The 14,476-nt window shown below is 70.5% G+C and carries 12 protein-coding genes; 5 read left to right on the top strand and 7 right to left on the bottom strand.

Annotation, left to right across the window (positions count from 1 at the left end; genetic code table 11):
* Window positions 1–74 precede the first annotated feature (74 nt).
* Entirely contained in the window at window positions 75–869 is a 795-nt protein-coding gene (locus tag AC07FV_RS20545; RefSeq protein ID WP_479088814.1) for a carbon-nitrogen family hydrolase, read from the top strand.
* A 76-nt stretch (window positions 870–945) separates the two neighbouring features.
* On the opposite strand, the gene AC07FV_RS20540 is transcribed toward AC07FV_RS20545, so the two are convergent.
* The 4 genes from AC07FV_RS20540 to AC07FV_RS20525 form a co-directional block, all read right to left on the bottom strand.
* Window positions 946–1,473, bottom strand: a complete 528-nt coding sequence (locus AC07FV_RS20540; RefSeq protein WP_479088813.1) for an LURP-one-related/scramblase family protein — start codon at window positions 1,471–1,473, stop codon at window positions 946–948.
* A 173-nt stretch (window positions 1,474–1,646) separates the two neighbouring features.
* Window positions 1,647–1,892: a DUF6458 family protein gene (locus AC07FV_RS20535; protein ID WP_356602510.1), complete on the bottom strand. Its 246-nt coding sequence runs from the start codon at window positions 1,890–1,892 to the stop codon at window positions 1,647–1,649.
* Between the two features lie 125 nt (window positions 1,893–2,017).
* A complete protein-coding gene (locus AC07FV_RS20530) occupies window positions 2,018–3,316 on the bottom strand; it encodes a M18 family aminopeptidase (protein WP_479088812.1) in 1,299 nt (432 codons plus the stop codon).
* 98 nt (window positions 3,317–3,414) lie between these two features.
* Entirely contained in the window at window positions 3,415–5,241 is a 1,827-nt protein-coding gene (locus tag AC07FV_RS20525) for an acyl-CoA dehydrogenase (RefSeq protein ID WP_383650512.1), read from the bottom strand.
* A 162-nt stretch (window positions 5,242–5,403) separates the two neighbouring features.
* Between AC07FV_RS20525 and AC07FV_RS20520 the strand changes: the two genes are divergently transcribed.
* The 3 genes from AC07FV_RS20520 to AC07FV_RS20510 all read left to right on the top strand — a co-directional run bounded on the left by AC07FV_RS20520 (window position 5,404) and on the right by AC07FV_RS20510 (window position 8,199).
* A complete protein-coding gene (locus AC07FV_RS20520) occupies window positions 5,404–5,871 on the top strand; it encodes an SseB family protein (RefSeq protein ID WP_479088811.1) in 468 nt (155 codons plus the stop codon).
* A 142-nt stretch (window positions 5,872–6,013) separates the two neighbouring features.
* Window positions 6,014–6,991, top strand: a complete 978-nt coding sequence (locus AC07FV_RS20515; protein ID WP_356602504.1) for a pirin family protein — start codon at window positions 6,014–6,016, stop codon at window positions 6,989–6,991.
* 101 nt (window positions 6,992–7,092) lie between these two features.
* On the top strand, window positions 7,093–8,199 hold the full coding sequence (locus AC07FV_RS20510; protein ID WP_479088810.1) for an AI-2E family transporter: 1,107 nt from the start codon (window positions 7,093–7,095) through the stop codon (window positions 8,197–8,199).
* Here the strand turns inward: AC07FV_RS20510 and AC07FV_RS20505 are convergent.
* Window positions 8,109–10,292 carry a SpoIIE family protein phosphatase gene (locus AC07FV_RS20505; protein ID WP_479088809.1) on the bottom strand — a complete coding sequence of 728 codons (2,184 nt, stop codon included), beginning with the start codon at window positions 10,290–10,292 and terminating at the stop codon, window positions 8,109–8,111. The genes AC07FV_RS20510 and AC07FV_RS20505 overlap by 91 nt on opposite strands.
* 176 nt (window positions 10,293–10,468) lie before the next feature.
* Here AC07FV_RS20505 and aspS point away from each other — a divergent pair, with 176 nt between their 5' ends.
* Window positions 10,469–12,232: an aspartate--tRNA ligase gene (gene aspS, locus AC07FV_RS20500; protein WP_383650517.1), complete on the top strand. Its 1,764-nt coding sequence runs from the start codon at window positions 10,469–10,471 to the stop codon at window positions 12,230–12,232.
* Between the two features lie 65 nt (window positions 12,233–12,297).
* On the opposite strand, the gene AC07FV_RS20495 is transcribed toward aspS, so the two are convergent.
* Both AC07FV_RS20495 and metG read right to left on the bottom strand, forming a co-directional pair.
* Window positions 12,298–12,663 (bottom strand): PH domain-containing protein, encoded by a 366-nt coding sequence (locus AC07FV_RS20495; RefSeq protein ID WP_356602496.1) that lies wholly within the window; start codon window positions 12,661–12,663, stop codon window positions 12,298–12,300.
* Window positions 12,664–12,763: 100 nt separating this feature from the next.
* Window positions 12,764–14,380 (bottom strand): methionine--tRNA ligase, encoded by a 1,617-nt coding sequence (metG, locus tag AC07FV_RS20490; protein WP_479088808.1) that lies wholly within the window; start codon window positions 14,378–14,380, stop codon window positions 12,764–12,766.
* Window positions 14,381–14,476 lie beyond the last annotated feature (96 nt).

Below are 14,476 nucleotides of genomic sequence, written 5' to 3'. Positions count from 1 at the left end.
CGGCACCCCGGCAGTGCTTTCGTGTGACGATCGTAGGCCCGAGTGGACGGCTCGAATGCCAGGACGGTGGTAGTGTGCGCGCCTCTTTGATCCAAATCGCCGTGAACGAGGACGAATCGGTGGAAGCGCGCCGCCGGCGGACGGCGGCGCTGGTCCGCGAGCAGGCGGGCGCCGATCTCGTGGTCCTGCCGGAGCTGTGGACCACGGGTGCCTTCGCCTTCGAGGCGTTCGACACGGAGGCCGAGCCGCTCCAGGGGCCGACGTACGAGGCGATGGCGAAGGCGGCGAGTGACGCGGGCGTGTGGCTGCACGCGGGCTCCGTGCCCGAGCGCGGCCCCGACGGACACCTCTACAACACCTCTCTCGTCCTCTCCCCCTCCGGCGACCTGGCCGCCGCCTACCGCAAGATCCACCGGTTCGGGTTCGACAAGGGCGAGGCCGTGCTGATGGGCGCCGGCGACGAGCTGGTGACGGTCCGTCTGCCGGAGACGACCCTCGGTGTGGCGACCTGCTACGACCTCCGTTTCCCCGAGCTGTTCCGCGGTCTCGTCGACGCCGGGGCCGAGACCCTGGTGGTCCCGGCGGGCTGGCCGGAGCGCCGCCGGTCCCACTGGACGCTCCTGGCGCAGGCACGGGCGGTGGAGAACCAGGCGTTCGTCCTCGCCTGTGGAACGGCCGGGACGCATGCCGGGGTTCCGCAGGCCGGTCACTCGATCGTGGTCGACCCCTGGGGCGAGGTGCTGGCGCGGGCCGGAGGGGACGAGGAGGTCCTCACGGTGGAGTTCGACCCGGCGAGGGTGGCGCGGACCCGGGAGCAGTTCCCGGCCCTGAAGGACCGGATGCTGGGGCTGCCGGTGCCGCGCCGGTGACGGCACCGGCGCACGCGCCCACGGGTCCGCCGCGCCGGTGACGGCCGGCCGCGCCGCCCGTCAGTCGTCCGCCCCGTCAGTCGTCCGACCCGTCCGTCCGGTCCGCCCCGTCGTCCTTCTCGCGTTCCTTCTCCGCGAGGTGGATGACGCACACCGTCAGCGCGATCAGCAGGGCCGGGTCCGCGTCGTCCCGTACGACGTCCACGCCGTAGGTGTCCCGCAGGGTCAGCCACCGCCGGGAGACGACGGCCAGCAGCTCGCCGTCGTACTCGATGGCGAACTCCCGGTCGAGGATCCTGCCGCTGACGTCCAGCTCGGTGCCGTCGGCCAGGGAGACCCGGTAGTGGTTGCGCAGCAGGGACAGCCGCTTGCGCCTGATCCGGGCCAGCGGCTCGTCGCCCCGTTCGATCACCATCGTGTCGCGCAGGGCGAACATCTTCTGGTGGATGTCGACGAGCACCCGCCCCTGGGTGTCCTTCAGCTCCCAGGTGTCCCGCAGACGCATCGCCTTGCCGTCGACGAGGTACACCTTGTTGCCGTTGCCGTCCTCGATCCAGTAGTCGTCACCGAAGCCGAGGAGCCGGTCGTACACGAGGAATCTCATGCCGTGATCGCTTCCCCGCGGCGCGTCGCCGAACGCCGCCGGTAGGCCGACAGGCCGAGTGCCGTACGCGGGGCGGGGTGCCCCACGGGTCCGGCCGCCCGCCCCCGCTCGTCACCCGCCCGCCCGGTCGGCCGGGGAAACCCCGGTACACCCGGTACGCCCGGTACGCCCGGTCAGGCGCCGTAGCCGTTGTTGTAGCCGTCGCGCATGTGGGGCCTTTCCTCGACGACCGGGGTCGTGGGCGGCATCATGACGCGGCGGCGTCGGGCGATGCTGCTGAACGTCGCGACACCGATCAGGCCGACGATCATGAAGATCACACCGACCAGGTCGAGGTTGACGCCCTGCATGTCCCAGTCGGTCGCGAACGTGAGGATGGCTCCCACGGCGATGAGGATGATGCACCCGCCGAGGCCCATGAGTGTTGCCTCCCTGTAGATCCGGTCGGCTCCGGGTTTCCGGTCGATCCGGTTCCGTTCGGGTACCCCGGCTGTCAACCCCCATGCCGTGGCGTGTCGTTCCACGCCACGGCCGGGCGGCGGGACTACGGCCGCAGGAAGGCCACCAGCGCGTTCGCCAGCAGGTACGGGTCGTCGGCGCCGCACAACTCCCGGGCGCTGTGCATCGAGAGGATGGCGGCGCCGATGTCGACGGTGCTGATGCCGTGCCGGGCCGCGGTGATCGGGCCGATGGTCGTGCCGCACGGCATGGAGTTGTTGGAGACGAAGGTCTGGAAGGGGACCTCCGCCTTCTCGCAGGCCGCGGCGAACACCGCGCGGCCCGAACCGTCGGTGGCGTAGCGGTTGTTGACGTTCACCTTGAGGAGGGGGCCGCCGTTGACCCGCGGGTGGTGCGTCGGGTCGTGCCGCTCGGCGTAGTTGGGGTGGACGGCGTGGCCGGTGTCGGAGGAGAGGCAGACCGTGCCGGCGAAGGCGCGGGCCCGGTCCTCGTACGAGCCGCCGCGGGCGAACACCGAGCGCTCCAGCACGCTGCCGAGCAGCGGGCCGTCCGCCCCCGTGTCCGACTGGGAGCCGGTCTCCTCGTGGTCGAAGGCGGCGAGCACGGGGATGTACGGCAGGTCGGTGCCGGCAGACGCGACCGAGGCCAGGGCGGCGACTCCGGCGTGCACGGAGAGGAGGTTGTCCATGCGGGGGCCGGCCACCAGGTCCCGGTCGCGCCCCAGGTACGCCGGGGGCTCCACCGAGTGGGTCATCAGGTCCCAGCCGGTGACCTCCCCGCGGTCCAGCCCCGCCTCCTCCTCCAGGAAGGCGATCAGGTCGCCGTCGCGGACGGTGTCGCCGAGGCCCCAGACGGGCTGGAGGTGGCGCTGCTTGTCGAGCTTGAGGCCCTCCGCCGTCACGTTGCGGTCCATGTGGATGGCGAGCTGCGGGACGCGCAGCAGCGGGCGGTCCACGTTCACCAGGCGCGTGGAGCCGTCGCGCAGGGTCAGCCGCCCGGCCAGCCCCAGGTCCCGGTCGAGCCAGGAGTTCATCAGCGGGCCGCCGTAGATCTCCACGGCGACCTGGCGCCAGCCGTGCGTGCCGGTGTCGGGGCGCGGCTTCACCCGCAGGTTGGGGGAGTCGGTGTGCGCGCCGACGATGCGGAACGGGGTGTGCGGCGCGGCGCCCTCGGGGACGTACCAGGCCACGATCGCGCCGCCGCGCAGCACGTACCTGCCGCCGGTGGTCCCGTCCCAGGCGTCCGTCTCGGCGACCCGGCGGAAGCCGGCCTTCTCCAGCCGCTCGGCGGCGTTCGCGACGGCGTGGTACGGCGTCGGACTGGCCGCCAGGAAGGTCATCAGGTCGTCGGTGTGGCCGCGGTGGAAGCGGGACGGTGCGCTCATGGGGTTCACCTTAACGACGTACGAGGGCCCGCTCCCCGGATGGCGGGAGCGGGCCCTCGTGAGCGTGTGTGGGAATGGTGGAGGGGCCTCGCGGGGGGCTAGAAGGCCGCCTCGTCCAGCTCCATCAGGTCCAGTTCGACGCCCTGGGCGACCTTGCGGGCCAGCGTCAGGCCGGGCAGGACGTTGGCCGCGAAGAACTTCGCCGCCGCGATCTTGCCGGTGTAGAACGCCTTGTCCTTCGCGCTCGCCGTCGGCAGCTTCTCGGCGGCGATGGCGGCGCCCTTGAGGAGCAGGTAGCCGACGATCACGTCGCCGGAGGCGAGCAGCAGGCGGGTGGTGTTGAGGCCCACCTTGTAGATGTTCTTGACGTCCTGCTCGGTGGCGGCCAGGTCGGTGAGCATGACGCCGACGATGGCCTCCAGCTCGACGGCGGCCTTGGCCAGGTGCTCGCGGGCGCCGGCCAGCTCCTCGCCGCCGGTGGCGAGGGCCAGGAACTTCTTGATGTCCTCGGCGAGGGAGTTCAGCGCGGCGCCCTGGTTGCGGACGATCTTCCGGAAGAAGTAGTCCTGGCCCTGGATCGCCGTGGTGCCCTCGTACAGGGTGTCGATCTTGGCGTCGCGGATGTACTGCTCGATCGGGTATTCCTGGAGGAAGCCGGAGCCGCCGAAGGTCTGGAGCGACTGGGCGAGCTGCTCGTACGCCTTCTCCGAGCCGTAGCCCTTGACGATCGGCAGGAGCAGGTCGTTGAGGGCGTGCTCGGTGGCCGCGTCCTCGCCGTTCGCCTCCTTGAGCTGGATCTCGTCCTGGACGGAGGCGGTGTACATGACGAGGGCGCGCATGCCCTCGGCGTACGCCTTCTGCGTCATGAGCGAGCGGCGGACGTCCGGGTGGTGCGTGATGGTGACCTTGGGGGCCGACTTGTCCATGAAGTTGGCCAGGTCGGGGCCCTGGACGCGCTCCTTGGCGTACTCCAGGGCGTTGAGGTAGCCCGTGGAGAGGGTGGAGATCGCCTTCGTGCCGACCATCATGCGGGCGAACTCGATGATGCGGAACATCTGGCGGATGCCGTCGTGCTTGTCGCCGATCAGCCAGCCCTTGGCGGGGTGGCGGTCGCCGAAGGTCATCTCGCAGGTGTTGGAGGCCTTCAGGCCCATCTTGTGCTCGACGTTGGTGGCGTACACGCCGTTGCGCTCGCCCAGCTCGCCGGTCTCGAAGTCGAACTCGTACTTCGGGACGAGGAAGAGGGACAGGCCCTTGGTGCCGGGGCCGGCGCCCTCGGGGCGGGCGAGGACGTAGTGGAGGATGTTCTCCGACATGTCGTGCTCGCCGGACGTGATGAAGCGCTTGACGCCCTCGATGTGCCAGGAGCCGTCCTCCTGCTGCACGGCCTTGGTGCGGCCGGCGCCCACGTCCGAGCCCGCGTCCGGCTCGGTGAGGACCATCGTGGAGCCCCACTGCTTCTCGACGGCGAACGAGGCGATGTGCTTCTGGACCTCGTTGCCCTCCTCGAAGAGGATGCCGGCGAACGCCGGGCCGGAGGAGTACATCCACACGGCCGGGTTGGCGCCGAGGATCAGCTCCGCGTAGGCCCAGATCAGGGAGCGCGGCGAGGTGGTGCCGCCGATCTCCTCGGGCAGGCCCAGACGCCAGTACTCGGAGTCCATGAAGGCCTGGTAGCTCTTCTTGAAGGACGCCGGGACCGGCGCGGTGTTGGTCTCCGGGTCGAAGACCGGCGGGTTGCGGTCCGCGTCGGCGAAGGACTCGGCCAGCTCGTTCTCCGAGAGGCGGGTCAGCTCCTCCAGGACGCTCTTGGCGGTGTCCGTGTCCATCTCCGCGAACGGGCCGGTGCCGTAGACCTTGTCGCGGCCGAGCACCTCGAAGAGGTTGAACTCGATGTCCCGGAGATTCGGCTTGTAGTGCCCCATGGCGACGGCTCCGTTGAGAGAGGGGCGAGGCACTGACTCCTCGCATCTGTACACATACCGACTGCGCGTACCAAGCAGTAGCTACGATGATGCTACCCGTCGGTAATAAGAAGCAACCCCGAGTCGGTCATCTGTGACTCGTTACTCGTTAGTCTTTGCGGCATGTACGGCTACGACCAGACCGCGGGTCCTCAGCAGCAGCAGTACGCGCCGCCGCAGCAGCCGATGTCCGGTGGGTACGGGCAGCAGCCGCCGCTGTACCCCGAGCCGTCCCCGCCCTCGCTCGCGGACGCGGTGCGCGCCTTCACCACCGGCCAGATGGCCGCCGAGGACTTCCAGCAGATCTTCGCCACCTCGAAGGTCTACTGCCCGCGCGGCGACAACCCGGGCTTCCTCGCGCTGCACAACACCCAGCAGCCCGTGATCCCGATGTTCACCGGCCTCAAGGAACTGCGCCGCTACGCCGGCAAGGAGTCCAAGTACTTCGTGATCACCGGCGCGGAGGTGATCGACCTGCTGCCCACCGGCTACGGCTTCGTGCTGGACATGGAGGGGGAGCACCGGATGGTGTTCGACGCCAAGGCTGTCGAACAGATGGTCGATTTCGCCATGCGCCGGATGTACGGCTAGGTGCCATCACCCCGCGGGCGGTCGGACGTGACCGCCGACACCGTGAGCCCGGAGGGAATGCCCTCCGGGCTTTCGTGGTTCGAGGTGACAAGAAGTTCAATGCTCAACTAAAGTGGGGCGCACACCGCCCGAGGAGGTCGACATGCCTGCCGTGACCGTCGAGAACCCGTTGACGCTGCCCCGCGTATCCGCGCCCGCCGACGCCGTCGCACGTCCCGTGCTCACCGTCACGACCGCGCCCAGCGGTTTCGAGGGCGAGGGCTTCCCGGTGCGCCGCGCGTTCGCCGGGATCAACTACCGCCACCTCGACCCGTTCATCATGATGGACCAGATGGGTGAGGTGGAGTACGCGCCCGGGGAGCCCAAGGGCACGCCCTGGCACCCGCACCGCGGCTTCGAGACCGTCACCTACATCATCGACGGGATCTTCGACCACCAGGACTCCAACGGCGGTGGCGGCACCATCACCAACGGCGACACCCAGTGGATGACGGCGGGCTCCGGCCTGCTGCACATCGAGGCGCCGCCGGAGCAGCTGGTCATGTCCGGCGGGCTCTTCCACGGCCTCCAGCTGTGGGTGAACCTCCCGGCCAGGGACAAGATGATGGCCCCGAGGTACCAGGACATCCGCAGCGGCAGCGTCCAGCTGCTCACCTCCCCCGACGGCGGCGCGCTGCTGCGCGTCATCGCGGGCGAGCTGGACGGCCACGAGGGCCCCGGCATCACGCACACCCCGATCACGATGGTCCACGCGACCCTCGCGCCGGGCGCCGAGATCACCCTGCCGTGGCGGGAGGAGTTCAACGGACTGGCGTACGTCATGGCCGGCCGCGGGTCGGTGGGCGCCGAGCGGCGGCCGATCCACCTGGGGCAGACCGCGGTCTTCGGCGCCGGGGGCTCGCTGACCGTCCGCGCGGACGAGAAGCAGGACGGGCACACCCCCGACCTGGAGGTCGTGCTCCTCGGCGGACAGCCGATCCGGGAGCCGATGGCGCACTACGGTCCGTTCGTCATGAACACCAAGGACGAGCTGATGCAGGCCTTCGAGGACTTCCAGAAGGGCCGGCTCGGCACGGTCCCGGCCGTGCACGGCATGTCGGCGGCGGGACCGGACGCCTGACACCGAAGGTCCCCGGCTGACAGCACGTCACGCTGACACCGCGTCACCCGGGCGGGCGGTCCGCACAGGACAGCCCGCCCGGTGCGTGGTCGGCTGGTGGGGTGCAGCTGCTTCCCGGTCCGGTACGTCGGTTCGCCGCCTGGTGCGCCGTCATCCTGCTCGCCGCCGGCGTCGGCTACGTCGCGGTCCGGCTCTGCGTGGAGCTGCGCACCGCCGTGACATCGGCGCTGCTGGCGCTGCTCGGCACCGCCCTGCTCCGGCCGCTGCACCGGCGGATGGTGAAGGCGCACGTCCAGCGGTCGCTGGCCGCCGGACTCACCTGCGTCGCCGTCGTCGCGGTGGTCGGCGGGGCCGTGTACATCGTCGTCTCCGCGCTCATCGAGACCGGGGACCAGATCGTCGCCTCGGTACGCAGCGCGGCCCGGGACATCGCCGACCACTTCGGGGCGGCGGGGACCTCGCTGGACGACATGGCGTCCAACGCGCGGGAGCTGCTCGGGAAGTTCGGCGGTACGGCCGCCTCCGGCGTGGTGACCGGCATCAGCGTCGTCGGCGAGATGATCGCCATGGCCGTGCTGGCGCTGCTGCTCGTCTTCTTCTTCCTGCGCGACTCCGACCGGGCCGTCGGCACGGTGCGGGCTCTCTCGCCGCCGCACAGCGCGGACACGGTGGAGGCCATGGCACGGCGGGCCTACGGCGCCGTCGAGGGCTTCATGCGGGGCACCACGCTGATCGCCCTCATCGACGCGGTCTGCATCACCGTCGGGCTGCTCGTCCTGCGCGTCCCCGGCGCCGTCGGGCTCGGCGCGCTGGTCTTCGTCGGCGCCTACATCCCCTACCTCGGCGCCTTCATCTCCGGGACCGTGGCGGTCCTGGTCGCGCTGGCCGACCGCGGGTTCGTCATCGCGCTGTGGGCGCTCGGCGTGGTGCTGGCCGTGCAGGTGCTGGAGGGGCACGTGCTCCAGCCGATGGTCCAGAGCCGGACCGTGCAGATGCACCCCGCGATCGTGCTGCTGGCGCTCACCGCGGGGGCGTCGGTGGCGGGCATCCTGGGGATGCTGCTCGCCGTGCCGCTCACCGCGGCCGCGTTCGGCGTCGTGCACGAGCTCCAGGGCCTCTACGCGGCCTCGGGGCCGCCCTCCGCCTCCGGGCCGAAGCCGCCGCCGGGGTCAGGGCCGAAGCCGTCCTCCGGGTCCGTGGACTCGTAGACCTCGTACCAGATGCTCTTGCCCTCGCCGCGCGGGGCGACGCCCCACTCGTCGGCGAGCAGCTCGATCAGCATCAGGCCGCGCCCGGAGGAGGCCATCTCCCCCGGCCTGCGTTTGTGCGGCAGGTCGTCGCCGCTGTCGGTCACCTCGACCCGGATGCGACGTTCCCCCGGCGCACCGGTCAGCTCGGCGACCAGCAGGGCGTCGGCGTCCGTGTGCACCAGGACGTTCGTCAGCATCTCGGAGAGCAGGAGCACCGCCGCGTCCCGCTGCTCCTCGCTGGGCCAGTCGTGCAGCAGGTCCCGCAGGTGCTGGCGTGCGGTGGCGATCCGCTCGGGCTCGGCCTGCGCGACCGTGAGCATGGTGCGGCGCAGGGGCGTCCGGAGCACGGGGCTGTCCCCGCATCCGCAGCCGCCGCCCTCCCGGCAGAGCAGCAGCAGGGCGATGTCGTCCTCCCGCCGGTCGGCGAGCGGGCCCGTGGTGTGGTGCGAGGAGGGTCCGTGCACGGCCTGCACCAACGCGTCGGCCAGTTCCTCCAGGGCCCCTTCGTGCTCCTCCAGGATGACGCGGAGCCGGTCCCAGCCGGAGTGCAGGTCGTGGCCGCCGGTCTCGACCAGGCCGTCCGTGCACAGCATCAGGGTGTCCCCGGGCTCCAGGGCGAGCCGCGTGGTCGGGTAGTCGGAGTCCGGGTCGATACCGAGCGGCAGCCCGCCCGCCGTGGCCCGGATCAGCGCCGTCCCGTCCGCCATGCGCACCACCGGGTCCAGATGCCCGGCGCGGGCGCTCTCCAGGGTGCCGGTGGCCGGATCCACCTCGGCGTAGTAGCAGGTGGCGAAGCGCAGGTCGCCGGGGTCGTCGGCCTGGGTGAGGCCGTGGAAGAAGTGGGAGGCGCGGGAGAGCACCGCGTCGGGCCGGTGCCCCTCGGCGGCGTAGGCGCGCAGGGCGATGCGCAACTGGCCCATCAGCCCCGCCGCGCGTACGTCGTGGCCCTGGACGTCGCCGATGACCAGGGCGAAGCGGCCGCCGGGCAGCGGGATCATGTCGTACCAGTCACCGCCCACCTGGAGGCCGCCGCCGGTGGGGACGTAACGGGCCGCGACCGTCATGCCGGGGATCTCCGGGGCGAGCACCGGCAGCATGGAGCGCTGCAACCCCTCCGTCAGCTCCCGCTGGGTCTCGGCGGCACCCGCCCGGGACAGCGCCTGCGCCAGCATCCGCGCCACCGTGGTCAGCACCGACCGCTCGTCCGGCGTGAACGCGACCGGGTAGGCGAAGGCCGCCATCCACGCCCCCATGGTGCGTCCCGCGACGGTCAGCGGCAGGAAGGCCCAGGAACGGCGGCCGAAGCGCTCGGCGAGCGGCCAGGTGAGCGGGTAGCGGGCGCGGTATTGCTCGGGGGAGGAGAGGTACACGGCCCGCCCGGCGCGGACCACCTCGGCGGCCGGGTAGTCCGTCTCCAAGGGCATGTTCACGAACGGGTTCATGTCGTTCTCGGGCTGCCCGTGGTGGCCGATGACCGTCAGGCGGTCGCCCGAGACGCCGAAGACCGCGAGTCCGTCCGGCGAGAACCCCGGCATCGACAGGCCTGCCGCGACCCGCAGCACCTCCTCGGTGGACCGCGCCTCGGCCAGTGCCCGGCCGGCGTCCAGCAGGAAGGCCTCCCGGGAGCGGCGCCAGTCGCCGGTGACCGCGCGGCGTCCCGCGGGGGTGCCCGGGGCCGGCTCGGCGACCTCCTGGAGGGTGCCGATCAGCCTGTAGGCCTTGCGTACGGGGTCGAAGGACGGCCTGGAGCGGCTGCGCACCATGCGGACGACGTGGCCCTGCTCGTCCATGACGCGGATGCGCACCTCGGCGAGGGTGCCTTCGGTGGCGGCCAGCGCGACGACCCCGGTGATCTCGTTCCAGTCCACCGGATGCAGCCGGGACCGCACCCGGGCCTCGGTGTGCACGGCGCACCGCGGGGGCAGTCCGAGCAGCCGGGCGGCCTCCGCGTCGACCGTGACCTCCCCCGTGGCGGTGTCCCACTGCCACAGACCGGTCGCGAGAGCGGCAAGGAGGTCCCCCACCTCGGGCAGGGGGTCACCAGTGCGCATTGCCCCACTGTAAGAACAGGTGATCGCAGACTGCCACCGGTGCCGTCCCGGCCCCCTCCCGCCGCCGTCCCGCCGACTATGGGGAGGAACGCAGCGGTGGGTCCCCGGTACGCTGGGGTTGTTTCACGTGAAACGCGAAACACCATCCCCGATCCACGAAGGCTGGATGAACGACGATGCATCGGTACAGGTCCCACACCTGCGGCGAGCTCCGCTCCTCTGACGTCGGTACCGACGTCCGACTGAGTGGCTGGCTGCACAATCGGCGCGACCTGGGCGGCATCCTCTTCATCGATCTGCGCGATCACTACGGCATCACGCAGCTCGTCGCCCGTCCGGGCACCGAGGCCTACGAGGCGCTGGACAAGCTGACCAAGGAGTCGACCGTCCGGGTCGACGGCAAGGTCGTCTCCCGCGGCGCCGACAACATCAACTCCGAGCTGCCGACCGGTGAGGTCGAGGTCGAGGTGGGCGAGGTCGAGCTGCTGGGCGCCGCCCAGCCGCTGCCCTTCACCATCAACACCGAGGACGGGGTGAACGAGGAGCGGCGCCTGGAGTACCGCTTCCTCGACCTGCGCCGCGAGCGCATGCACCGCAACATCATGCTGCGCACGGCGGTCATCTCCGCCATCCGCCACAAGATGGTGGCGCTCGGCTTCAACGAGATGGCGACGCCCATCCTCACCGCCACCTCCCCCGAGGGCGCCCGCGACTTCGTCGTGCCCTCGCGCCTGCACGCGGGCCGCTTCTACGCCCTGCCTCAGGCCCCGCAGCAGTTCAAGCAGCTGCTGATGATCTCCGGCTTCGACCGGTACTTCCAGATCGCGCCCTGCTTCCGCGACGAGGACGCCCGCGCCGACCGCTCGCCGGGCGAGTTCTACCAGCTCGACGTCGAGATGAGCTTCGTCGAGCAGGAGGACGTCTTCCAGCCGGTCGAGCGGCTCATGACCGAGCTGTTCACCGAGTTCGGCGGCGGCCGCGAGGTGACCTCGCCCTTCCCGCGCATCCCGTTCCGCGAGGCGATGCTGAAGTACGGCTCCGACAAGCCGGACCTGCGGGCCAAGCTGGAACTGGTCGACATCAGCGACGTCTTCGAGGGCTCGGAGTTCAAGGCCTTCGCCGGCAAGCACGTCCGCGCGCTGGCCGTCCCGGACGTCTCTGGCCAGCCGCGCAAGTTCTTCGACCAGCTCGGTGACTACGCCGTCTCGCAGGGCGCCAAGGGCCTGGCCTGGGTCCGCGTCGGTGAGGACGGCACGCTGAGCGGGCCGATCGCGAAGTTCCTCACCGAGGAGAACGTCGCCGAGCTGACCAAGCGCCTCTCCCTGGCCGCCGGTCACGCGGTGTTCTTCGGCGCGGGCGAGTTCGACGAGGTCTCGAAGATCATGGGCGCGGTGCGGGTCGAGGCCGCCAAGCGCGCCGGGCACTTCGAGGAGAACGTCTTCCGCTTCTGCTGGATCGTCGACTTCCCGATGTACGAGAAGGACGAGGACACGGGGAAGATCGACTTCTCGCACAACCCCTTCTCGATGCCGCAGGGCGGCATGGACGCCCTGGAGAACCAGGACCCGCTGGACATCCTGGCGTGGCAGTACGACATCGTCTGCAACGGTGTCGAGCTGTCCTCCGGCGCCATCCGGAACCACGAGCCGGACATCATGCTCAAGGCCTTCGAGATCGCGGGCTACGACGCCGAGACCGTCGAGCGCGAGTTCGCCGGCATGCTGCGCGCGTTCCGCTTCGGCGCCCCGCCGCACGGCGGCATCGCCCCGGGCGTCGACCGCATCGTGATGCTGCTGGCCGACGAGCCCAACATCCGCGAGACCATCGCCTTCCCGCTCAACGGCAACGCCCAGGACCTGATGATGGGCGCGCCGACCGAGCTGGACGAGTCCCGGCTGAGGGAGCTGCACCTCTCGGTGCGCAAGCCGCAGCCGAAGTAGGCGGCAGACGCGCGGGGCCCGGCATCGACACCGATGCCGGGCCCCGCGCGCGTTCCGTCGTGGGTCTACCGGGCCACGAACTGGGTCAGGATCGCCTGCACCTCGTAGATGTCGACGCCCTTGGTGAAGGTCTTCTGGATGGGGGCCGGCGAGCCGGAGAGCCAGATCTTCAGCTCGGCGTCGAGGTCGAAGGTGCCGGCCGTCTCGACCGCGAAGTGCGTGATGCTGCGGTACGGGATCGAGTGGTACTCGGTCTTCTTGCCGGTGATGCCCTGCTTGTCGACCAGGATCAGCCGCCGGTCGGTGAACAGGATGGTGTCGCGGATCAGCAGGTAGGCGGCGTGGATCTGCTCGCCGTGGCCGAGCAGGCGGGCGTACTCGTGCTGCGCCTGGGCCGGGTCGATGCTGTGCGCGTTGCCGAACAGTGCCATGGTTCCCCCCACGTGAGCGTGCCGTGGGTCCGATCCTCGCAAAAGCGGGGGGCCCGGGAGAAGGTCCGCCCCTCCCGGGCCCCGAGCTGTGGCGAGCGCGTTACGCGGTCGGCTTCTCCTCGAGACGGGGGAAGAGCACCGCGCCCTTGGTGACCGTGGAACCGGCGGGCAGCCGGCCCCAGTCCGCCGCGTCCTGGACCCTCTGGTCCGCGAGGCCGCCGAGGGAGGCCTCGGCGCCGAGGGAGTCCCAGAGCTTCTGGGAGGTGTCCGGCATGATCGGGTTCAGCAGGACGGCGACGGCGCGGAGCGACTCGGCGGCCGTGTAGAGGATCGTCGCCAGGCGGGCCCTGCCCTCCGGCGAGTTGTCCTTGGCGACCTTCCAGGGCTCCTGCTCGGTGATGTAGCCGTTGACCTGCTTCACGAACTCGAAGACGGCCAGGATGCCGCCCTGGAAGTCCAGCTCCTCACCGATCTTCCGGTCGGCCTCCGTGACCGCCTTGGTCAGGCCGTCGTGGATCGCCCGCTCCGCGTCCCCGTCGGCCGTGGCGGCCGGCAGCTCGCCGCCGAAGTACTTGCCGACCATGGCGGCGACGCGGGAGGCGAGGTTGCCGTAGTCGTTGGCCAGCTCGCTGGTGTAGCGGGCGGAGAAGTCCTCCCAGGAGAAGGAGCCGTCCTGGCCGAACGCGATCGCGCGCAGGAAGTACCAGCGGTACGCGTCCACGCCGAAGTGCGAGGTCAGGTCCTGCGGCTTGATGCCGGTCAGGTTGGACTTGCTCATCTTCTCGCCGCCGACCATCAGCCAGCCGTTCGCGGCGATCTTCCCGGGCAGCGGGAGGCCCTGCGCCATCAGCATCGCCGGCCAGATGATCGCGTGGAAGCGGAGGATGTCCTTGCCGACGAGGTGCACGTCGGCGGGGAAGGTGGCCTCGAACTTCTCCGGGTTCTCGTTGTAGCCGACCGCGGTGGCGTAGTTCAGCAGGGCGTCGACCCACACGTAGATGACGTGCTTGTCGTCCCAGGGGACGGGCACGCCCCAGTCGAAGGTCGAGCGGGAGATGGAGAGGTCCTGGAGGCCCTGGCGGACGAAATTCACGACCTCGTTGCGCGCGGACTCGGGCTGGATGAAGCCCGGGTTGGCCTCGTAGTGGGCGAGCAGCTTCTCGCTGTACGCGCTCAGCTTGAAGAAGTAGTTCTCCTCGCTGAGGATCTCCACCGGCTTCTTGTGGATCGGGCAGAGCTTCTGGCCCGCGTACTCGCCCTCGCCGTCGAGCAGCTCGCCGGGGAGCTTGTACTCCTCGCAGCCCACGCAGTACGGGCCCTCGTAGCCGCCCTTGTAGATCTCGTCCTTGTCGTACAGGTCCTGCACGAACTCCTGGACGCGGTCGGTGTGCCGCTTCTGCGTGGTGCGGATGAAGTCGTCGTTCGCGATCTCCAGGTGCTCCCACAGGGGCTTCCAGGCCTCGGTGACGAGCTTGTCGGCCCAGGCCTGCGGGGTGACCCCGTTCGCCTCGGCCGTGCGCATGATCTTCTGACCGTGCTCGTCCGTGCCGGTGAGGTACCACACCTTCTCGCCGCGCTGGCGGTGCCAGCGGGTGAGCACGTCGCCTGCGACGGTCGTATAGGCGTGGCCCAGGTGAGGAGCGTCGTTGACGTAGTAGATGGGGGTCGAGACGTAGAACGCCTTCGCCCCCTGCTTCTCGTTTCCAGTGGCCGCCATGGGCGAAATCCTACTGGTCCGTCGGAGATCGGCTCACACGCGTTTCGGGGGGTGGACGGGGGGTTCCCCGGCCCACCCCCCGAAAGGATGTGCGTG

The organism is Streptomyces sp. NPDC045956, from assembly GCF_056430705.1.
Note: the sequence above shows the minus strand (reverse complement) of the source record. Positions and strands in the feature narration are given on the sequence as shown.